A 19,770-nucleotide genomic window follows, 5' to 3' on the forward strand; every position below is an offset into this window, starting at 1 on the left:
CAACCACCCCACCGAGCACCGGTGCTGAGAACGCTCGGGGCGCTGCCACGGTGTCCTACCCGGCCTGACGCAGCTGTGCGTTTGTGTCGAAGACCCGCCGCTCCGCGCCCGACAACACGGTCTGGACCTTGTAACCGGGCGCGTTCTCCACCTTCCACAGCGCGCGGCCCTGGCGATCCATCGCCCAACCCGTGATGACCTCTTGCTCGCGTTCCGACAGCCCCAAGGCTTCGGCGAGCTCATCGGCGACTCGTGTGGACTGACCTAGCAGCACTCGACTCGAGCACAGGGCGAGAAGGTCTCGGGCTATGGCAACTTCCTGCGAGCCTGCCGCGCCGACCGACATAAGGTCACTCGGCTTGTGTGCGATCAGGACCTGGATGCTCTTCTCGATACGGGACAGCCGCAGTTCTGAGTCGGCGGCCTGCACGGCGCGCAGCCCGAGCCGCATCTGCCTCCACATCTCGTCGCGCACCACGATGCGGATGTCGCCGTCGGCCTGCAGATCCGTCGCCATGCTCGACCACGACCCGAGGCAGGTCAGAGCGACTGCGATCGCTTGGTCGCCACGGGAGCGCAACAACGACAGGTCCATCGACTGCACTGGCGCGTCCCAGTCGAGCCGGATGTTGGTTTCCTCATCGAACAGGCCGGCCAGCGGGCCGGAGATGAGATTGCCCAGCGCGTCAGTCATCGGCCGGAGCGCGTCGAGGAACTGACGGCGGTCAGCGAACCGGGTGGTCTCACACAGCACGTTGTCCGGGTCTGCCAGCACCCGCTGCACGTCGGGGATGGTGATCGGCCGCAGCTCGGTGTAGCCGTCCCCGATACCCACCAGTCCCCGCAGGACCGCTGAAAGCACAGCCTCGTCGGTCACGGTGGGCTCGTAGCCCTGCGCATCGGCCAGCGCCACTAACAGCTTGACCCAGCGGCCGAGAACACCGGCTAGTTCTTCGCGTTGACGGGAAACCGACCAACTGTTCCAACGGCTGCGCAATGGCCCAAGGTCCAGCGCGTTGAGTCGAGCAGGGCTCCCTCGACCGAGCGCGATCGGCGTGTTGCCCATTGCACGGACCAGCGGGCTGTACTCCCCCTTGACGTCTCCGGCGATCAAGCTGCGGAACCCGAACATCATCATCCGCAGCAGGAACGCCGCGATCGTGCTCGACTTACCGCGACCGGGTTCACCGAACACGATGAGGTTCGGGTTGGTCGACAGTCCACGTAGGACCCATTCGACGGGGTGGACGTAGAACGCACCGCCCGACAACGTGTCGTATCCCATCCGCGCCCCCACCGCAGGCACACCCGCGGCGGCCAACAGAGGGAACAAGCCACCGATTTCGCTGGTGGCAGCCTGGTAGACCGCAAGTGGCGCCTCGACAGGCGACCAACCTTCACCTGGGCGCGCCCGACCTCGCCGCGGTGCGATCGGCCGGTTCACCCGATCTCGGGCTGTCCTCGGCTGCTGTGGCGCACGTGTCGTATCCGGCAGCGCACCGAAAGTACCGAGCAGCTGAGCCACGCTGCGCTCACCAGCACGTCTACGGCTCACAACAGACCTCCTCGCTGCCGCGGCAACCCGATCCCGACCGGGAGCACGGCGGCGACGAATGCGGAGTCCTGCGCCAGTTCCAACCTGAGCAACCGGAATCGACCGCTCGCGTCGTTCTCCAACCGCGCAGCGTGGTCCTCGACGTTCCAGCTGCTCGGCACGGTGACTGACGCCGCCAGGGCAAACCGCACAACCGAGTGACCAGCAGCGACAGCACGCTCCTGCACGAGGGCACCGCGAGCATCGCGCTCCTCCATGGCGGAGGCGTTGAAACCCTTGCGCCGCTTGATATCTGTCATCACGTTCGTGCGAAACCTGTTGCCGCGAACGGCCCGCTGCGCACGGCGCGCATCAAGAACCTCATAGTGAATGGCCAAGGTTCGCCGCTCCCCTGCCGTACGAACAGCGAGCAACGGACCGAGGCTGCCGAACACGGTGCCCGCTTCAGGCATCAACGCGGTGTAGGCGACGGTGGTGAAGCCGTCGTGGGTGTAGGAACGTGCGGATGGAACAGGTGTGGCGGTCGGCCCGGCCGCCGCCTTCTCCAACCCCCGACCGCGGGTGCCACGTTCGTTTGCCGCGGCCAGCAACGCCCGTGCGGCTGGGTTGAACCCGGTACGAAGGGCTTCGGCCATGCCCGGCCCGTCCAGCCATTGGACAGTGCGAGCTCCGAGCGCCTTGAGCGGGTCCTCCAGACCGTCCAGTACCCGATAGAGCGCCTGCGCGCGACCGGCGACACCGCCGCCGGCAGCAGCGGCCGGCTTGCGGAGCTTGTCCTCCGAGCCGGACACCACGACGAACAGCTCGTGCCTGACCGAGACGTTGCCGATGATGTGGTCCAACTCGGCGTTGGCCTGACGGGCCAACGCAGGCGCGTCGCGGATCTCATGATCGCCGCGCCACACCTCGTACTCAGTTCCGTCGTCCGGCACGGTGCGGACCAGCAGGCTCAACCGATCTACGACATCGCGGTGGCCCAGCGACAGCAGCAGGGTGCCAAGCCGATTTGCCAGCCGCTCACACTGCTCATCGGACAACATTCCGACACCGGAGTGGGTCAGCCTGGCGGCCGCACCCCACCGGCCCTCAACAGTGTCGTGTATCAAACAGACACGACCGACGTCCCGAAACTGCGGGCCGTCCGGAAAGCTCACGCGCTGAAGCGCACCTGGCAGGTCAGGCTCATTCGGGTCGACTGGCATACCGGCGGCGGCCTTCGACTGCCAGCGCGACCAGCCGGTGATGATGCCGACCTCGAAGAGCACAAGGTGCGCCAGCCAACGCATCGCGGGACGGCCGCGCACCGGAACCACCACGAGCGCGGCGATCGTTCCGCAGACCAACAAGAGAATCCCCGCGTCTGCAAACCGACCAGCGCTGATCGCCCACAACACCGGCGCCCCCAGCGCGATGCAGACAAGTGCCTGCAGTGGGGTCAGGCCCATGATCCAACCGGCGTGCTCGCGACGGTCGAGTCCTCTGTAGATTCGGGGCGTGGTCATACGATCACCGCCGCTTCCTCAGCTCCTGCAGCAGCTTCGCCGCCGCCTTCGCCTTCGGCTCCGTAGTGACCCGAAGGGCCGGTGTTGGGGCTCGACGAGACGACCGATCCGGTATTGGCGGCAGGTGGCACGGACTCGTGGTCGTCATCGTCGGGATTCGGCTCGTCCGATCCGGCGCCGCTCGAGTCGTCACCGGACGTGGCGCTCTTGTTGTCCTGGTTAGAGTTCTGCGAGGCAGAGTGGCTGCTTGACGACTGTCCGACGCCAGTCTCGTCCATCTCCTGCTCGGCGTACTCAGCGGCGGCTTCGTCGAACCGGCCGGTGTTCGCGTCTTCCTGGGAACCGCCACCGCCCCCTCCGCCGCGTGCACCGGACGCTGCCAGAGCTGCCGGATTGTTCTCGCCGTAGGAGTCGACACCTGCTCCGGACAGGGCATCACGGAACGCAGCACCGGCATCGCTGTTGGGGTCCACGAAGGCGAATAGCCGGAACAGGACGAACGGGCAGCACAACGAGATGATCAGCACTCCAACGCCCGCGAGCAGTCCGGACAGCCCCTGCGATCCACCGGAGATCGCGATTCCCAGCACCAGGGTCATCGCCAGCACGGCCTTCATCGCGACGCACACCATCAGCCACCGGCACGTCCGCCAGAACCACGAGGCGGTGATGCCGGACAGCAGCCCAGCCGCCGAGACCGGCACGGTCGCGACCATGACGTAAACAGCCGCTTCGCGGAACAGCATCTCCAGCACGTAGCCGATTCCGGCCGGGATCACTCCGATCAAAGCTGCGATGCCGAGCACGGTGGCGTTCACTCCGTCGCCGGCCGCGTCGAGGAACCCGGTCGCGTTGAGTGCGTCGGTGAAGTTCTCCGCCCGCAGTCCGTACTTCAGGATCCCGGAGGTGAGCCCGTCGACCCCGGCCAAGAACGCCGCGACGATTCCAACGGTCAAGGCGAGCGCAACGCCGTACTGCACGGGTCCTCCCACCAGCCGTAGAAAACCCCGGCCGCCCCGCAACGTCGTGGCGGTCAGTTGCCAGAAGAACAAACCGAGCGCGAGGACACCGCTGATCCACAGCATCATCGGCCACAAGATCGAAACCGGTCCGCTACGCGTGTCCACCGTGAACACCGAGAACTTGTCCGCCAGGCCGAACGCCGCCTGCAGGACGAACAAGGATGCCCGCCACAGAGCCAGCATCGCGGCCTCGAACCCGGTGACGATCATGTCCCGGACCGGTCCGCCGAGCGCGTTGCCGATGTCGTCGAAGGGCCACATCTCTAACTCAGCTCCCGATAGCCGGCCTTCACCATGTCCGCGCTACCGGGCCACGCAGGGAGCCGCCGCTGCCAGCGCGCCGGCAGCGATGCGCCACCCGGTGCCGGACCAGCGCATTGCCTGGCAGTCGCCGACTCCCGCCGCCACGGCTTCGCCGTTGAACCCGACCGAGAATTGCCCCAGCACGCACACCACCACGTAGTGGCTGGCCGTGACCGCGCCTTTCACCTGGCCATGGGTGACGAGGTAGCTCGCGGTCAGACCAGTGACCGAGCCTGCCGCGGGCAGTTGCGCACGCGCCCGCATGGAACGCAGCAATGACGTCAGCCCTGTCGAGCCGGGGTCCGGCGCACCGGGTTCGGAGAGCTCGCGATAACCAAGGGCGTAAACCTGCGGGTCGGCGGAGGCCAGCGCTGTCTCGTTGAGCGCCTTCAGCTGTCCGAGCGCACCTTCCGGCGTCTCGGGAAAGCCGCCGGGTATCCAACGGCCGTTGGTGATCGTCGGCGCTGCGACAGCAATAGCGGGTCCGGCAGAACCTGTCGTCATGGCCTGCGGCTGCGCCGCCTGGGCAGGCAGCTGCAACATGGGTGCTGCCGCCAGCACGTTCTCGTCCTGGGCCGCAGTGCCATTTCTCGTCACGGTCTCCGAAGTCGATGTCGGAGAGCTCGTAGATGCGCTGTGCGGGTCCGTGGCGTGGTGCGCGACCACGACCGCCGCAACGGCACCCAGCAGCACGACTGCGACAATGGCGATGCTGCCCAACCTGAGCCCAGCTCGTGCGCGGCGGCCTGTGCCCGGCGGCTTCGCGGCCATCACTTGACGCTCGCGAAGTGGTCGATGATCTGCCAACCGATCCCGTAGAGCAGCCCACCGGCGATGGCGCACAACATCATCACCAGGCCGATCCGGCCAGCTCGGTGGTGATCCACCCAGCGACCGCCCGCCCACACGATCAGGCCGGCGAAGAACCCCAGCACCAGAGCCATGCCGGCGCCCCACTTCGCATTGCCGACAACCTCGACGATCACCTCGCTGCCAGGCGGGGCGACCGGTGTCGGGTTCGGGATGTCGGCCAACACCGCCGTGATGTACGTGATCATGGCCGTCCCTTCGTGCCATGCCACCCGCGAACGACGTGCGGGAGAAGTCCCCATCGGCTGAGCAACGGCGTGATCGCCTGCCGCAACCGAAGAGGTGTGACCGCCCCGGTAACACCCGACGCGGCGAGTTCGGGGTCATGCGACACGAACACCGCGCTTTCGAGCAACGCACACACCCGACGCCCCGCAGCTCCAGCGACACCCGCGGGCCAGCGTTTGGCGCCCATCACGACCAGCTGGACAGGCGGGCTGACCACGCCGGTGACCACCCAACGCTCGAGGCGAGCAAGCACCTGCTCGGCGTGCAACAGCGAAGGACGACTCGGTCGCACCACCAGCACCGGCAACGGCGCGGGAGTGCCTCGACGCAACCACGCCCCAGCGCCGAGCAGCGGGTGCGCCGCCACCCGCCAAGGATCGTGACCGAGGTCGACGACGGTGATCTCCGGGCGCGGGCCCTGCGGAAGCCAGAACCGCGGTGGCGGCACCATGCCCGGAGCAATGACCGGCAGAGCCGTTTCCAGGCGTGCCACCAGCGCATGCGCGCGCCACGAGAAGCGAATGTGGACTTGTGGGTGCGGCTTGGTCAACCACGGGCCGTCCGAGCGCGCGGCGATCGCCAATCCCGACCGCGGCGGGTCAGCCGGATCGATCAGAAGCACGTTCCGATGTGCGAGCTGCAGCGCATCGGCCATCAAGGCGGTGAACACCGACGCGCCGGCGCCTGGCGATCCGGCCAACACCGGAATCACCAAGCCAAACCCGTTCCAGTCAACCGGGGCAGCCGCACCTGGCGGCAAGCCCTGACGTTGGATCACGGCGGCAGCGGCTGCCACATCGGCTGCCGCGGCGTGTGCCGCTTCGCCGAATGCAGGGCGACGAACGCCGTCTGCGGCTTTGATGGCGGCCGCGAGCATGCCCGCATCGACTGCCGCGTCGACATCGGCGGCCTGCAGTCCCCGCCACGCTCGCCGGGCGACCAGCGCGAGCTCGCTCTCGAGGACCTGGACGCCCTCGGGTTCGCTCGGCGTGCAGGCCGTCCCGACGAGTGGCATCGGCGATTTCCTTGGGGGCGCAATGGAACTCGCCGGTGTCGAGGATCCGCTGGCGGCCGGGTTGGTTTCGGTACCTGCTGGCGGAGCACACCGCTGTGGGCGAAACGATCCTGCCGCGAACGATTTCGACCCCGCGAAACCCGACAGTGGATTCTGCCGTGCCGCACCGGCCCATGACTCGGCACCGACGCAACCAGACGCTGGATTACGTAGCGTGCTCGCAGAGCCGCCCAAAGCGTTACACGCCGACAACTCTCGACCGACAACAACCACCATTCCCCCCTTCACGCAGGTTCCATTGGACATCGCGACCCTGAATCGAATAACGCCCGAGCTACGACGCCCAGCAGATCGGCAGCGCGGACCGTGGTCGCACAACCATCAACGGGATACTGCAGGTCACAGGGCCCGAAACAGCCTCATCACCTATAGCCGGCACGCCTTCTTCCATCCAACGGAATTTCCTTCACCCAGCCAAGCCGCACACCCAGCGGGGTTCATTGACACTTCATTCCCGAGGATATTCCGAAGTACCGAAGCGTCAACCATTCCGAGCATTAGCGTGCACATGACTCGAACCCACCCGCTCCGCGACCAGTTCCAATCGCCGGAAAATGAGCAAGGTTCAGAACCCAACTCTTCCAGTGAGCAAAAGTCGTACCCCGCTTCGCCTTGCTATAGGGAGACCGCAACTAGCCACGGTGACTCAGCTCTCTGCGATGACATGTGCCGTAACGGTGCCGTACGAGCCAACACCCAGTCGGGATTGAATTTAGTCAACACTGAAGCAACTGTAGATACAGGTTTGAACGGCGGTTCGCTTGGCGCCGGCACGCACTGTGGGTGACGTTTAGTGGTTGGTGACTCCTCAACGGGTTCCCCGTCCAGTCGCGCGACGCAGACCCCGTTGGGGGAATCCACCTTGCGAGCCCTCCCTTGGAGCCTTTCCAAGCGATACGAAGGAAGTCGCAACCAAGGCGAGAGGATCCCGTGTCCAAACAGCTTGACCATCCGCCGGCGCTCGACGGCAGCTTGCGAGCACGGAACATCGACCTCAGCGAGGCCGACGCGCAGTTCCGGCAGTGGATGCACGAAAACCTCAGCCACGCAGCAGACCACTTCGGGCTCACCGTTGTAGGACAAGCTCGGTTCGGCTGGTCCGATAGGTCGATCAGCGCACGCGTGCAAGCAGCTGACCGGCAGCTCTGGCTTCGAGTGGCGTCCGAGGACAAGCAGTGGACCGGCGGCGACTTCTGGACCGGCAACTTCGCCGCCAACGTGTTCGCCACGCTGTCCAAGCCGCGGGTTCTCGACGTCTACGAGTGGGAGGAGTGGCGGCAGCAGCGTGCCGAGTTGATGACCTTGGCTCCAGGTTCACCCTGCTCCCCCACCGATACGTTGAGCCATGCCATCGACCTTCCCGATGAGTGGTGGACGCAGCTCGGCAGAACGATCCAGGTGGTCGCGGCGACACCTACCGACCGCATCAATGCCGATCAGGCTCTGGTCACCGGCAGGATCCAGCAGCACATCGGGAACTCGCTGAACCCCGTCGTCCGCCAATGGGAAACCGTGCACGGCGACCTGCACTGGGCGAACCTGATGGGACCAGACTTCAGCTTGCTGGATTGGGAGTCATGGGGCCGCGGTCCAGTTGGGACAGACGCGGCCACACTGTTCTGCTACAGCCTTCTCGTGCCAGAGACCGCTGATCGAGTGTGGAGCACCTTCGCCCACGTGCTCCACACCGACGCTGGACAGCTCGCCCTGCTCTACGTCGCTGCCCGGCTGCTGCACCGAATCGACAAGGGCGACCACCCGGACCTCGCCGCACCACTGAGGAAGCTCGTCGAAACCTTCTGAACTGACGTCAGACTGCCTCTTCGAGTGGCCACGGCGCCTCCCCGAGGCGAGCGATCAGGACCCTCGACTCCTCCGAATCCAAACTGGACTCGCTCAGCGCACGTACGGTCGTTGCGTAGCCATCTAGCGAGGCCTCGTCCTCGATGAACGCAGTGGAGTTCTCGCACTCCACGCACACAACGGGTTCGTACTTCGCGAAGGTCAAGCGGGTGAACGGCATGTCCATGCCGACGTGCGCCCCGATCTTCGTCGGCATGATCCGGATGACGATGTTCGAACGGACCGCCCTGCGCAACAGGTGGTGAAGTTGCTCCCGGCGCACGTCAGGTCCACCAACAGGCAGGGACAGTGCTAGTTCGTGGAGGTAGAACGTGCAGGTCAGTTGGCTGCGGCGTAGCTGTTCCTGCATCTTCAGCCGCGCCCCGACACGCGCTTCCACTTCGTCCGCTGGAATGTTGGGCGAAGCTGACATCGCCGCACGCATATACGCAGGTGTCTGCAGCATTTCCGGCAACGCAAGCCCTCGCCAGCTGACCAACGTCTTGGCCGCAGCGATGTTCTCCAAGAGGGTGCGGTGGTGAACCGGCGGACAAGTTCCGTGCACTTGCAACCAGCTCTTGACGTGCGCCACCGGAAGCAGTGACAGGAGGTGGTCACATTCAGCGGGCTCCACCCCGCAGATGCCCAGCAACAGGCCCAGCTCGACAGCACTGGTGCCACCCTTGCCGTTGAGCAGCCCCGAAAGCTTGGCCGGGTCCCAGTCGAGCCGCTCGGCGAGCGCAAGTGAGGAGCTGAAGTCTGTACGTGCGATGGCCGTTCGAAGCCCATTGCCGAGCTCACGGCCTCGTACAGTGGAAAATCGTTTCGGCATCGCGCGCGCCTTTTCCTTGCTGTAGCTGAAGGTCTGTCCTGCCAGACAGCAACAGCCAACCTCGCCTGCGCCGGTTCGCACCAGCTCGCGAATCTCGCATCGATCTGGCGGAGTTCCCACATCTGTGGGCCTTTACCTGCAAAGACGCTCTGATGGACGAAGCTTCCACGATCGGGTGATCGCCCCGATTCAATGCGCAGGGGGCGAGCTGGCTAGGGTGCCGCGGGTGACCACATCGGAGTCTGCGGACAAGGTGCTGCCTGTGGAGCAGTACGTGGCTGGCTTGGCCCGCAAGCGCATGGCCGCCGGAGTGCTGTTTCGCGACAGGGCGGGCAGGGTGCTGTTGCTCGAGCCGTCTTACAAGCCGAACTGGGAGATTCCCGGTGGCGCAGTGGAAGCGGACGAGTCGCCGTGGGCGACAGCGACTCGTGAGCTCGCTGAGGAGTTGGGGTGGGAACGGCCGCTAGGTCGACTGCTCGTGGTGGACTACGTGCGGCCACAAGACTCCCGTCCTGAGGGTGTCGTGTTCGTCTTCGACGGCGGTGTGCTCGACGAGACCGATCTGGTCGGCATGGTGTTCACGGATGGCGAGATCCTCTCCGCGAGCTTCCGAAGCTTGGACGAAGCCCGGAGCAAGGTGAAGCCGCTGCTGGCTGACCGTCTGGCAGTCGCCGTGCAGGCTGCCGAGCAAGGCGCCACCGCGTTGTGCGAACAGGGACAGCGCGTCGCGTAGCCCGGTTTCCTGCCGTACCACCCTGGTTAGCCGGTCAGCGCGACCGAGTTCAGTTGGTCCCGTGGCGCCGGAACAGCGGTGATGCCACCAGCGGTGTCCTTAGTGGCCGTGTGTTGCTTGCCCGCTGTCCGGTAGAGGCTGTCGTGGATGCCGTCGGCGAAGAGCAGTCCACTCAGGTCCCGGCGGGTTTTGGCGGTCTGGCAGTCGGCGCGGAACCCGGACGCGCCAAGCAACAGCGCGAGTTCCGCGGTGGCGGAGTTGGCGGTGTCGATGCCATGAGCTTTCGTCGCCGCACCCCACAGTTCCGCGTCAGCGTGCCCGCCTTCAGCCAGCTGGGACGCCATGACGGCGCCCAATAGCGCGGTCGCGAGCTGGACGTGCGTGCGGCCGAGAGTGATCAGCGCTGAGTCACGCAGTCGGTGCACGTCGCCGGTGGTTTTCCGCTCGGAAAGCCGGGCGGTCACTGTGTCAAAGACTGCGGCCGCGCCTCCGAGCGCGGTGGCGGTGACCAGCGGTCGATACTCGGCGAAGTGTTCGCGCAGCAGCCCCATCCCTTGCCCGTGCAGAACCTCCTCTGGCTGCACCTTCACCGCGTCGAGGTCCAGGACGCCCCACGTCCAGCCGGCCAGCCCGGTCGGCGGAATCGGCTGACGGACCATGCCCGGTTCGCTCGCGTCGACTGCGGCGGCAACGAGCTGGCCATCCGGGGCTCGGAAGAACAGCACGAACACCGCGGCTTCGGTCAGGCGGCTGATCCAGGTCTTCCGGCCAGTTACCGTCCACGTTCCGTCCGATCCGGCGACGGCGCAGGTCCTGGTTTCCGCCGGACGGGATCCACCATGGGGCTCGGTGACCGCGATCCCGGCCAGGTCGCCCGCCAGCAGCCGCGGGATCCACCGGCGCTTGGTCTGCGGACTGCCGTGGCGGGCGATGAGCCTGCCGTGGCCGAGTCCAGTGGTGTCACGCAGGTCGATATCGCAGTAGCCGCACATGAACTGCGTCAGCACCTGAAACACGTCCGGTTCCCCGGTCGTGTCGACGTGGCGGGCGAGGTCCTGCCGAATCATCCGCAGACGGCCGCTCCTCTCCGTGCCCGCAGGGAGGTCCGGACCCACCAGATAGCGCCTCAGGGCTCGGTCCAACATCTCCGCGACACTCGTGAGCCGGGTCCAGTCGATCCTGCCGCCGGGGTCGAGGACAGGCTGCAGCGGCTGCAGCCAGGTCTTGATCGCCTCGGTCGCTGCGGGTGCACCGTCAGGCATGGCCGGTTTCACCGGACCTCTCCCTGCACGCGGGCCGGACGGCCATAGGCCAGCACTCCCGGTGGGACATCGCGAGTGACCAAGGAGCCGGCCCCGACCAGTGCGCACTCACCGATCACCACACCTGCCAGCACGACGCAGCCGCTGCCGACCTTGGCCCCGGTGTCAAACCTCGGTGCAGCGAGTGTGGGCTCACGGTCCGGATCACGCCAGGTCAGCGTCCTGTCGTTGATCGTGCGGACGCCGGCGCCCAGGAACACGCGATCAGCTAGCACGGTCGAACTGGTGATGTGCGAGCCAGGTGAGCAGCGCACGTCGCGGCCGATGCGGGTCTCGCGTTCCACGGTGAGGTGGTGACCGAGTTGCGTCTCCGTGCCGACCTGCACCGCTGTGCGGAGCAGCGTGTGGTGCCCGACCAGTGTGTTCACGCCGATTCCGACCTCGGCATAGACAACCGCGCCCGAGCGAACAGTCCCTCCTGCGCCGATCACTGTGCCGCCACCGACACCAGGACGGATCTTCCCGACGGCGTAGCCGAGTTCGGGCTTTCCGATGACGGTGTGCTCCTCAACGCGAGCCTGCTCGCCGATGGTCGTGCCGCCGTGAACCACGGCGAACGGCTCGATCACCGCACCAGAGCGGATCACGACCGGACGCGGCGTGCCCAGCTCATCAACCGGAATGAACATCGCGTATCGGCTGATCACGACGTTGCTGTCCGCGTGCAACAGGCCTGCGCGGTCGAGCTCACAAACAGTCATCTCCCGACCAACGGCAGAGAAGTTCGGCTCCGACGTTATTGGGGTGCTCATCGTCGTCCCTCCTCCTGCGGCAGGACGGTGGGCTGCCGCGGCAGCACCCAGAACACGACCTACGCCACCTCTCTGACCAGCGAAGTTGCTGGACCCGGTGCGCCGTTTGCAGGGTGTGCAAATCAGCTGGCACGCACCGTGATCGTTTGGATACGCTGAAACACCCTGCTCTGAGTGAGGAGTGCAGGCGATGGATCCGACTCGCGCGATCTGGGACTCCCAGGAGGTCCGAGTCGCTGTCGATTCCGGTGATCTCGGCGCGATAGTGCGTGCCGTCCGTCGCGCCACCCCGCTCACGCTGGCCGATCTCGCGGAGAAGTGCGGCTACTCCATTTCCACGCTGTCGCGGATGGAGCGTGGCAAGCAGCCACTGCGTGACGTTCAGGTCCTGCGGTGCCTGGCCAAGGCGCTGAAGATCCCGCCGCACCTGCTCGGTCTCACCGACACACGATCACGGTCCGTGCACGCGCCGCGTCCCGTCGCTAGGGTCAACGTCATCCTGGCGCCGGACGAGGAGACCGATCCCATGCGTCGTCGCACGCTGCTCGCGGGACTGACCAGTCTGGCCGGCACCGCGGCACTCGGTGCCGGAGTTCCGTCCTGGGCCAAGAACGACCCGGTGGACGCGCTTGAGCGCGCCCTGCTCGCTCCACCCTCAACGGGCGCCATCCCGGTAGAGGTCACCGAACTGCGGCGCCAAGTAGCCGAAGTGCGCTCGGTGTTCCAGCTCGGCCACTACACCGAATCCGCCTCCAGGCTGCCCGCCGTCTTGTCGACCGCGATGGCCACCCGCGCGGAAGCAGAGAATCCCGCCGACGCCAACAGCCTGATGGCCGACCTGTACACGCTCGCATCCGAGCTCATGGTCAAACTCAACCGCACGCAGTCCGCACTGATCACAGCAGACCGCGCGGTGCAAACGGCCCACGACACGGACGACATCCTCACCCAAGCCACAGCACATCGCGCGTGGGCGATCGTGCTACGTCGTACCGGGCACGCCGACGCCGCACAGAGCCTGATCTCCGACTCCATCGAGAGCTTGCAGCCTGATCTGCACCGCGGCCCAGAGCACCTGTCGGTGTACGGATCTCTGCTGTCGACCGCTGCCTACACCGCAGCCGTCGACGGTGACCGCGACACCGCCCTCACCCTGACAGCAGAAGCAGTCGAGGCGGCCGCCAGGCTCGGCTCAGACGGCAATCACCGGTTCACCGCCTTCGGTCCCACCGGCGTTGGCTTGTACCGGATCAGCGTCGCCAGAGCCCTCGGCGACTACGGCGCCGCGATCGAAGCCGCAAGGCGGATCAACCCGGCCGCTATCCCGGTGGCCGAACGACGTGCTCGCTACTGGTCCGACATCGCCCACGCCTTCCACGAGTGGAACAAACCCGAGCAATCCCTCCGCGCGCTGCTGGCTGCCGAACAGGCTTCCCCTGACGAAGTCCGATACCGCAAGCCGATCCAGCAGATCACCATCAGCCTGCTGCGACATCCGACAGCGCGCGCTCTGCCAGGCTTGGAGGCCTTCGCTGCCCGTACAGGCGCGGTCGCGTAGACGCCCAACTGGGCGGAGCGCTCGCTCAGCTCATCCCGATGGCGTATGAGTAAGTGCATGGTCACTGCTGTCGTCTTCGACGTCGGGGAAACGCTGTTGGACGATTCGCGCGAGTGGGGTGCGTGGGCCGACTGGATCGGCGTGCCGCGGCACACGTTCTCGACAGTTCTTGGCGCGGTTACAGTCTCTGGAAGAGACAACGCGGAGACCTTCCAGTACTTCCGGCCAGGCTTCGACGTCGCGCACGAACGGCAGTTGCGCGAAGACGCCGGGCTGGGCGAACAGATTGACGAGCAGGACCTCTACCCTGATGTCCGGTCAAGCCTCGCCGCGCTGCGGGGCCTTGGACTCAAGGTTGGGGTTGCCGGCAACCAGACCACCCGTGCAGGCGAGCTGCTGCGGGCTCTTGCCCTGCCGGCAGACTTCGTCTCGACGTCCGGGGAATGGGGCGTTGCGAAGCCATCGAACGCCTTCTTCGATCGCGTTGTTGAAGCTGCTGCTGCGCCCGCGGAGCAGATCGTGTACGTGGGAGATCATCGGGACAACGACGTCGTGGCCGCGAAGGCGGTGGGACTGCGCACGGCGCTGATCCGCCGCGGTCCTTGGGGATACCTCTGGGCCAACGATCCGTTGGTGGAACGGGATGCCGATTGGGTCATCGACTCACTCGGCGAGCTTCCTGCGCTGCTCGCTGGCTAGAGCCCGTCAGATCGCCCGTGCTCCAGCCCAAGCTGCGAGCTCAACCACCCTGCTGTTTCCAGGACGGTGCTGGAGCAGCGAAGCGAGCGTGCCCTTGACCTGAGGATGTTCCCGCGTGTGTTGAGGAGCCGCGTCCCGCGCCATCTCGATGCAGACATAGGCCTCTTCATGGTGGCCCAGCTCGTGCTGCGCGTTACTCAGCTCGATGTAGTAGTGAGAACGGCGCTCCGCGGGCAACTCCCCCGACGGATGCCATGTCGCTGCCCGCTCGATGCCCGCCGGGTCGCGCAGCTCGGTGGCCACCGCGAGTTCGTGGATGCGAATCGACTGCGGGCCAAAGGCAGTGCCGCGGTAGACGCCTTCAGGAACCCTCTTGGCCGCCTCGTTGGCCTCACTCAGATGGTCTCGGGCCGCGCGAGGATCGCCGATCCGCCCGGCCACCACTGCGGCTCGCATGTGAAGGGATCCATAGGCGGCAGCAACGTGTTCATCGTCCAGATTGGACAAAGACGACTCACTGGCAGCCTTGACGAGTGCTCGACCAGCAGTGCTCAGATCACCGCTGGCGAAGAACGTCTCTGTGCGGACGTACTCGGCGGCTGCCACGAGCAGCGGGTCGTTCGCCTGAGCCGCGGACTGTCGCATGAGATCGATGAGGCGGGCTGAGAGATCAAGGTATCCGAACTTGAACGCTATCCCGTCCGCAGCGCGAAGTGCGAGAGCACGAAGCAACGCGACCTGTTGCTGCTGCAGGCCTTCCATAGCGAGCTGCCCTGCACGCGCCAGCTCTGCGAGGAGGTCCGGCAGGGCGTCGGCAAGAGCGCCGTACCTGGCTTCAAGACGGTGCTCGTTGACCCGAGCCACGTCTGCGCTGATCTCAACGAGCGTACGAGTGGGCCCGTCGTCAGGAAGATCGAATGCATCGAGTGCCCGCCGCACAAGCGGGATGACTCCGTGCACCCGATCAAGGCTATGTCCGATCTGGATGGACCCACGAGGATCACGTCGCGGCTGGCCTGATCGACTGCCGATCGACCGCATCTCGGCACGTTCGTCCGCCGCTGAGAGCAACGACTTCTGCGGATAGAGAAGCTCCAGCAACTCACGGAGACTTGTAAGTTCGAGCGCTCGCACGAGCTGTCGCTGCGTTGGCGGTTCAGGAGTCGCCTCGCCACGTTCCCATCGCCCGACAGTTCCGGTGGTGACGCCAAGGTGCAGAGCAAGCCGCTCCTGTGAGAAACCCACGACCTTGCGGCGCTTCGAGAACGCCTCCCTCGGCGTGGCCATCGATCCCCCTGATGTGAATGCGCATAGTTCACCACGAGCCTAGCTTGGAGGGTGCACAAAACAGCGGATCAGTCCAAAGATGTCCAGCTTCACCCAATCGGGGCATCCGCACGTTTGTGCAGGTAGAGGCGCCAGATGATAGATCCCTGCTAGATCGCCGGCAGATTCGTGGGCTGGATTCTGAGCGGCGCGGCAATTTGAGTGGATCACTACCGACATCGCGCGCAGATCGCGCTTACGTCCGCGGGAAGTGATCGGGCATGTCTCGCAGCTACAAATGGCAACCGCATGACGGGGCGCGCCACGCGCTACCGAGCTCACTCGCTGAAGGCGATCCGGGAAGCACGTTGTGCGGAATCGAGGTCACCACCAAGTCCGACAAGTGGCCAGAATCCGAACGGTGCTGGCCGATGTGCGGGGTGTGTGACCTCGCCTGGCGAGAGGAGGAGCAGATCCTGCCGTGGCCTCGCGAGGGCATGCAGCCCGTGACTGAATCCGCGCAGATCAAGGAAGTGATCGCTCCCCTCACGAGCCGCTCCTACGAGGACGCCCTCCGTGGAGCGTGATCGCGAACCAGCCGACATCGGATACGTCCCGTGCGGTGTCGAGCAGATCGCTCAAGATGAGGCTCGACTTCGACAAGACCCAGACAGCGGACTCGGAGCCTCCTGGGGCCTGCGCGCACTCGGTCACCACCTGCAGTCGGAACCCGAACTGGTCGAACGCACGCTCCAGTCTGTCGTCACCCACGCGGACCCGCGGATTGCTGTCTCCGCAGCGAGCATCCTGGCAAGGGTCCTGCTCGACGGCGTCCCACAGGATCAACTCGTCTCGCCCATCGCGTTCCCGATCACGTTCGCCATCCCGGAGGACGTGGACGCCAACGATCGCGCAGCGTGGCAGGAGAACGTCAAGGTCGCGTCCGCCTTCGTGTCCGCACACGCGGCACGGGATGCGGTTGCTATCCAGCGCGCTGCATCGCTCCTGGGCGGCGCTGGCGCGTTCGAAGTGCTGGTCGTTCTGGTCGACTCGGCGGCGCGGAAGCTGGAGCGCCACGCTGCTTGGTTCGGTGAGGCGTTGCGTTCCGCGGAGTCCCCGCACGAGGCTGCGCCAAGTCTCGAGGACACGGGTAGATCGTGAAGTTGGTCGACAAGGTCTCCAAGGACCGACGACTGTCCTGGAACCGCAAAGGCGGACTGATGTTGACCGCATTTCTCGAACGCGTAGGCCTTGAGCTCACGGTAGTGCGACTACGCGAGCTGACCAGGCTCCCCAACGCGGATCTGGCCAACCAGTTGCAGCGCTTCATCAAGGCCGGCGTGTTGACCCGCCGGACAGACCTTGAGGCGTTTCCGGCAGAGGACTACTTCCTGCTGCCACAGGAAATGCGCGTTCGCGCGCGGACCACACTGCAGTTGGCCGATGATGCCGAACTGAGGGAACTCACAGAGGAACGCGGCCTCGACATCGAAGCTGCCTTCGGCCAGTTCTCGACCCGGCAGCCTTACAAAGTGGCTCTCGGCAAGGCGCTGCGCGACGTGCGCAACGACCTCACTTGGAGCCTCACAGACGTGGCAACCGTTGCGCCGGTACAGGTATCGGTGGCAACCCTGTCCAACTACGAATGTGGCGTCACCCTTCCAACGCCGATCATGGTCGCCCAACTGGCCCGCCTCTACGGGGTGAACGCGGTCGATCTGATCGTGCACGCCGCGTGCCACTCAAAGACCGACAAGAGGGTGCAACAGCTGAAGATCGCTGACCCGACGTTCCGCGCGGTACTCACGCACCTGTACGCCGCTCATGATCAGCAATAGTGGCGGCTCACGCAACGACTCCCCTGCGTTGCACGTCTTAAGCCAGTTCGCTGGGCATCCACACATACGCGCGGTTGCATAAAGCTCATGACCGCGACAACTGGCACACGGGACGGCAGGGAGCGCCGTAGACACCGACCCGGTCTTACGACCGCAGAGGCAATAATCGGCGCAGTCGTTCCGGACTCCCTCACGGCAGCGTGCCTGAAAAGGGAGCCGCTCACCTCTCTCAACCTCAGCGAGTTGTCGGGCGACGGCACGATCCACTTCGGAATGGCCGCGATCGACGACCACGGCAGGTTCGCCGACCGCCGGATCCTTCGGGCGCTGAGCTGGGAGCCGGAAGGCCGGATCGACATCGCGCTACACGGCGACATCATCGTTGTTCGCTCAGCTCACTACGGAACTGACCTGGTCTCGCCCAGAGGTTTCATCAAGCTGCCGCTCCCGATCCGGAGATGGCGTTCCCTGAACGCCGGCGACAGACTGTTGCTCGTTTGCATTCCCACGTCGGCAGTGCTCTTGGCGTACGACTGCGCGGCATTGGGGAAAATTCTCAACGCGTACCACGCACCTGCCGTCGGACTCGATCATGCAGCGCCCAGATGCAGCTGATCTAGCCGCAGCTCGCGCAGTGCTCGAACGGCTAGGCGTGACCCCCGAGGATCTTCTCGACGCGCAGCAAGCTCCATGCGAGCACGTGCCAACCTTCGCCGAGTTCGTGCCCGTTGTCGCGACCGCGGTGAGCGATGGGACCAGGCGCCTCTACGGAATCTACTGGGCACGAGTAGTGACGCTCTGGGGAACTCGAACGCTCGATGAGCCTACGGCTACTGAAATCGCAGCGTTGGTCGAATCCACGAAGTCGCGGGCTGTGGTGCGGCGCAACAGTCGTGGCGGCCGAAGTGCCGGCGAGCACATGGTCGCCGCGCTGCGCTGCCTCTACAAGTTTGCGGCCGCCGATGACCACATCGCACTTGCCCGCAACCCCGCGCTGCTCGTTCCAAAGCCTCGCAGGATCCCATCGACACGCCGAGGCCTGCAGAACGTGCGAGTCGAGGAGGTCGCAGAAGTCGCGTCCACGACGGGGAACGACCCAGCGCTCGACGCGCTCCTCGTCCGCCTTCACCTGGAAACGGCCTGCCGCACTGGTGCTGCGCTCGCTCTTCGCCCCTGCGACATCGACGAAGAACAGTGCCTGATCCTTCTGCAGGAGAAGGGTGGGGTCTTCCGCTGGCAGCCGGCATCTCCGACCCTCATCGCGCACCTGATCGACCACGGCCTCGTGCGCGGCAGTGCGGATCCACGAGGCCCGTTGCTCCGCTACCGAGATGGCAGGCCCCTCTCGAAGCGCCGCTACGACGGCCTGTGGGCACGCGTGCGCCGACAACACGAGTGGGCTGCACGCCAGCTGGTCAGCACACATTGGTTGCGCCACACGACGCTCACGTTCGTTGAACGCAGGTTCGGCTTGGCCGTCGCCCAGGCGTACGCGGGCCACTCGCCGGCGAACAACTCCGCGACCACAACGACGACCTACATCCGCGCCAACGAGATCGAGGTCGCGACAGCGCTGGCCGCACTGACCGGCGAACCACACCCTCTCGCCATTGCAGCGTGAGTGGAGCAGACGCCGCACGCGTCTAAACGAACATATGTGCGAATGCGGTGATAGGTTCTTGCCTCATGGATCGGCAGCTTCTCGAACCGTCCCAAATGGATGGTCAGCTCACGTACAGGTTCGACACGACCGGCCGCCGGGTGGCGCTCCTGCCCGCGCGATGCAAACTCGGTCGGCACACCCTCGGCCACTCTCAGTTCCGAGCGGTCGTGCACGACGGCGAAGCCCACATCAGCTGCCTGGCCTGCGCCACCGACACCCCCGATCACTTCTGGCGGCTGACCGCCACGGCACCCGCACCCGACAGGGCGGAGCTGTCCGAGGAGCTTTACCTCGATCTCGTCCAGAGCCGATCGCGGGCTGCACTGTCCTCAAAGGACCGCCAACATGATTAACAGCCCATTCACTATCTGGGAGGGCGACGACGTACACGGCCGCAGACCCGTGCTCACCGGCGTCTCGGTCAGCCTGGACGACTTGTTCGCCCGCAAACCCGGCGCCAGGCGGCATGTCATACCCACTGGACTCGACTTGACCGGTGCGGTGAAAGGGCAGCTCCACGGCCGCTTCCCCGGCGTCGAAGGCGACTGGCTCGGCGTCGTCAACTACGCGATCAACTACGCCGACGGCCGGCGAGAGAAGCTGTACGTGCCCGACCAGCTCGTCTCCTTCGACGTGCTGCGATTGCGGGAGTAGACGGAGCTGACCTGCACCGACGCGCGAAGTTAGGCCGATCGGGTTACTTTCAGATT

The 19,770-nt window shown here is 65.6% G+C and carries 21 protein-coding genes; 11 read left to right on the forward strand and 10 right to left on the reverse strand.

Annotation, left to right across the window (positions count from 1 at the left end; genetic code table 11):
* Positions 1 to 55: 55 nt before the first annotated feature.
* The 6 genes from AOM45_RS13015 to AOM45_RS13040 form a co-directional block, all read right to left on the reverse strand.
* On the reverse strand, positions 56 to 1,285 hold the full coding sequence (locus tag AOM45_RS13015) for a putative type IV secretion/conjugal transfer ATPase (RefSeq protein ID WP_236703419.1): 1,230 nt from the start codon (positions 1,283 to 1,285) through the stop codon (positions 56 to 58).
* A gap of 266 nt (positions 1,286 to 1,551) precedes the next feature.
* Positions 1,552 to 3,057 (reverse strand): SCO6880 family protein, encoded by a 1,506-nt coding sequence (locus AOM45_RS13020; protein WP_030466876.1) that lies wholly within the window; start codon positions 3,055 to 3,057, stop codon positions 1,552 to 1,554.
* A complete protein-coding gene (locus AOM45_RS13025) occupies positions 3,054 to 4,340 on the reverse strand; it encodes a hypothetical protein (protein ID WP_030466875.1) in 1,287 nt (428 codons plus the stop codon). Before AOM45_RS13025 ends, AOM45_RS13020 begins: the two co-directional genes overlap by 4 nt.
* 42 nt (positions 4,341 to 4,382) lie before the next feature.
* Entirely contained in the window at positions 4,383 to 5,102 is a 720-nt protein-coding gene (locus AOM45_RS13030; protein WP_236703423.1) for a hypothetical protein, read from the reverse strand.
* Between the two features lie 50 nt (positions 5,103 to 5,152).
* Positions 5,153 to 5,440: a hypothetical protein gene (locus AOM45_RS13035; RefSeq protein ID WP_030466874.1), complete on the reverse strand. Its 288-nt coding sequence runs from the start codon at positions 5,438 to 5,440 to the stop codon at positions 5,153 to 5,155.
* Positions 5,437 to 6,495 carry a hypothetical protein gene (locus tag AOM45_RS13040; RefSeq protein WP_236703425.1) on the reverse strand — a complete coding sequence of 353 codons (1,059 nt, stop codon included), beginning with the start codon at positions 6,493 to 6,495 and terminating at the stop codon, positions 5,437 to 5,439. The genes AOM45_RS13035 and AOM45_RS13040 overlap by 4 nt, the downstream gene beginning before the upstream one ends.
* 936 nt (positions 6,496 to 7,431) lie before the next feature.
* Here AOM45_RS13040 and AOM45_RS13045 point away from each other — a divergent pair.
* A complete protein-coding gene (locus tag AOM45_RS13045) occupies positions 7,432 to 8,358 on the forward strand; it encodes an aminoglycoside phosphotransferase (RefSeq protein ID WP_236703427.1) in 927 nt (308 codons plus the stop codon).
* Positions 8,359 to 8,365: 7 nt separating this feature from the next.
* Here AOM45_RS13045 and AOM45_RS13050 read toward each other — a convergent pair whose 3' ends face one another.
* On the reverse strand, positions 8,366 to 9,310 hold the full coding sequence (locus AOM45_RS13050) for a DUF5753 domain-containing protein (protein WP_156093736.1): 945 nt from the start codon (positions 9,308 to 9,310) through the stop codon (positions 8,366 to 8,368).
* Between the two features lie 145 nt (positions 9,311 to 9,455).
* On the opposite strand from AOM45_RS13050, the gene AOM45_RS13055 reads away from it, so the two are divergent.
* Positions 9,456 to 9,962, forward strand: a complete 507-nt coding sequence (locus tag AOM45_RS13055) for an NUDIX domain-containing protein (protein WP_236703429.1) — start codon at positions 9,456 to 9,458, stop codon at positions 9,960 to 9,962.
* A 26-nt stretch (positions 9,963 to 9,988) separates the two neighbouring features.
* Here AOM45_RS13055 and AOM45_RS13060 read toward each other — a convergent pair whose 3' ends face one another.
* Both AOM45_RS13060 and AOM45_RS53630 read right to left on the reverse strand, forming a co-directional pair.
* Complete coding sequence (locus AOM45_RS13060; RefSeq protein ID WP_169792636.1) at positions 9,989 to 10,978, reverse strand: acyl-CoA dehydrogenase family protein; 990 nt, start codon at positions 10,976 to 10,978, stop codon at positions 9,989 to 9,991.
* A 254-nt stretch (positions 10,979 to 11,232) separates the two neighbouring features.
* The gene (locus tag AOM45_RS53630) at positions 11,233 to 11,985 is read right to left on the reverse strand and encodes a hypothetical protein (RefSeq protein ID WP_030466868.1); all 753 of its coding nucleotides are present in this window, start codon (positions 11,983 to 11,985) and stop codon (positions 11,233 to 11,235) included.
* A 241-nt stretch (positions 11,986 to 12,226) separates the two neighbouring features.
* On the opposite strand from AOM45_RS53630, the gene AOM45_RS13070 reads away from it, so the two are divergent.
* Both AOM45_RS13070 and AOM45_RS13075 read left to right on the forward strand, forming a co-directional pair.
* Positions 12,227 to 13,594 carry a helix-turn-helix domain-containing protein gene (locus tag AOM45_RS13070; RefSeq protein WP_030466867.1) on the forward strand — a complete coding sequence of 456 codons (1,368 nt, stop codon included), beginning with the start codon at positions 12,227 to 12,229 and terminating at the stop codon, positions 13,592 to 13,594.
* A gap of 57 nt (positions 13,595 to 13,651) precedes the next feature.
* Complete coding sequence (locus AOM45_RS13075) at positions 13,652 to 14,293, forward strand: HAD family hydrolase (RefSeq protein ID WP_030466866.1); 642 nt, start codon at positions 13,652 to 13,654, stop codon at positions 14,291 to 14,293.
* A 6-nt stretch (positions 14,294 to 14,299) separates the two neighbouring features.
* Here AOM45_RS13075 and AOM45_RS49450 read toward each other — a convergent pair whose 3' ends face one another.
* Positions 14,300 to 15,580, reverse strand: a complete 1,281-nt coding sequence (locus AOM45_RS49450) for a helix-turn-helix domain-containing protein (RefSeq protein ID WP_081901996.1) — start codon at positions 15,578 to 15,580, stop codon at positions 14,300 to 14,302.
* 260 nt (positions 15,581 to 15,840) lie between these two features.
* Here AOM45_RS49450 and AOM45_RS49455 point away from each other — a divergent pair, with 260 nt between their 5' ends.
* The 7 genes from AOM45_RS49455 to AOM45_RS13115 all read left to right on the forward strand — a co-directional run bounded on the left by AOM45_RS49455 (position 15,841) and on the right by AOM45_RS13115 (position 19,714).
* Positions 15,841 to 16,146 (forward strand): HC3 family zinc finger protein, encoded by a 306-nt coding sequence (locus AOM45_RS49455; protein WP_081901995.1) that lies wholly within the window; start codon positions 15,841 to 15,843, stop codon positions 16,144 to 16,146.
* Positions 16,136 to 16,720: a hypothetical protein gene (locus AOM45_RS13090; RefSeq protein ID WP_030466864.1), complete on the forward strand. Its 585-nt coding sequence runs from the start codon at positions 16,136 to 16,138 to the stop codon at positions 16,718 to 16,720. The genes AOM45_RS49455 and AOM45_RS13090 overlap by 11 nt, the downstream gene beginning before the upstream one ends.
* Entirely contained in the window at positions 16,717 to 17,397 is a 681-nt protein-coding gene (locus AOM45_RS13095; RefSeq protein WP_030466863.1) for a helix-turn-helix domain-containing protein, read from the forward strand. Before AOM45_RS13090 ends, AOM45_RS13095 begins: the two co-directional genes overlap by 4 nt.
* A gap of 87 nt (positions 17,398 to 17,484) precedes the next feature.
* Positions 17,485 to 18,012, forward strand: a complete 528-nt coding sequence (locus AOM45_RS50795; RefSeq protein ID WP_156093734.1) for a hypothetical protein — start codon at positions 17,485 to 17,487, stop codon at positions 18,010 to 18,012.
* Positions 18,013 to 18,049: 37 nt separating this feature from the next.
* The gene (locus AOM45_RS49460; protein ID WP_308202532.1) at positions 18,050 to 19,018 is read left to right on the forward strand and encodes a tyrosine-type recombinase/integrase; all 969 of its coding nucleotides are present in this window, start codon (positions 18,050 to 18,052) and stop codon (positions 19,016 to 19,018) included.
* A gap of 65 nt (positions 19,019 to 19,083) precedes the next feature.
* Positions 19,084 to 19,413, forward strand: a complete 330-nt coding sequence (locus AOM45_RS13110) for a hypothetical protein (RefSeq protein ID WP_030466860.1) — start codon at positions 19,084 to 19,086, stop codon at positions 19,411 to 19,413.
* On the forward strand, positions 19,406 to 19,714 hold the full coding sequence (locus AOM45_RS13115; protein ID WP_030466859.1) for a hypothetical protein: 309 nt from the start codon (positions 19,406 to 19,408) through the stop codon (positions 19,712 to 19,714). The genes AOM45_RS13110 and AOM45_RS13115 overlap by 8 nt, the downstream gene beginning before the upstream one ends.
* The last annotated feature ends 56 nt before the right edge of the window (positions 19,715 to 19,770 follow it).

This window comes from Lentzea aerocolonigenes, assembly GCF_000974445.1.
GTDB classification, from domain to species: Bacteria; Actinomycetota; Actinomycetes; order Mycobacteriales; family Pseudonocardiaceae; genus Lentzea; species Lentzea aerocolonigenes.

Excerpts from the sequence above, each read along its gene's own strand:
- AOM45_RS49450 (WP_081901996.1), bottom strand. The coding sequence starts at position 15,580 with ATGGCCACGCCGAGGGAGGCGTTCTCGAAGCGCCGCAAGGTCGTGGGT.
- AOM45_RS49455 (WP_081901995.1), top strand. The coding sequence starts at position 15,841 with ATGTCTCGCAGCTACAAATGGCAACCGCATGACGGGGCGCGCCACGCG.
- AOM45_RS13115 (WP_030466859.1), top strand. The coding sequence starts at position 19,406 with ATGATTAACAGCCCATTCACTATCTGGGAGGGCGACGACGTACACGGC.
- AOM45_RS13025 (WP_030466875.1), bottom strand. The coding sequence starts at position 4,340 with ATGTGGCCCTTCGACGACATCGGCAACGCGCTCGGCGGACCGGTCCGG.
- AOM45_RS13110 (WP_030466860.1), top strand. The coding sequence starts at position 19,084 with ATGGATCGGCAGCTTCTCGAACCGTCCCAAATGGATGGTCAGCTCACG.
- AOM45_RS13040 (WP_236703425.1), bottom strand. The coding sequence starts at position 6,495 with ATGCCACTCGTCGGGACGGCCTGCACGCCGAGCGAACCCGAGGGCGTC.
- AOM45_RS13070 (WP_030466867.1), top strand. The coding sequence starts at position 12,227 with ATGGATCCGACTCGCGCGATCTGGGACTCCCAGGAGGTCCGAGTCGCT.
- AOM45_RS13020 (WP_030466876.1), bottom strand. The coding sequence starts at position 3,057 with ATGACCACGCCCCGAATCTACAGAGGACTCGACCGTCGCGAGCACGCC.
- AOM45_RS53630 (WP_030466868.1), bottom strand. The coding sequence starts at position 11,985 with ATGACTGTTTGTGAGCTCGACCGCGCAGGCCTGTTGCACGCGGACAGC.
- AOM45_RS50795 (WP_156093734.1), top strand. The coding sequence starts at position 17,485 with ATGACCGCGACAACTGGCACACGGGACGGCAGGGAGCGCCGTAGACAC.
- AOM45_RS13015 (WP_236703419.1), bottom strand. The coding sequence starts at position 1,285 with ATGGGATACGACACGTTGTCGGGCGGTGCGTTCTACGTCCACCCCGTC.
- AOM45_RS13035 (WP_030466874.1), bottom strand. The coding sequence starts at position 5,440 with ATGATCACGTACATCACGGCGGTGTTGGCCGACATCCCGAACCCGACA.
- AOM45_RS13075 (WP_030466866.1), top strand. The coding sequence starts at position 13,652 with ATGGTCACTGCTGTCGTCTTCGACGTCGGGGAAACGCTGTTGGACGAT.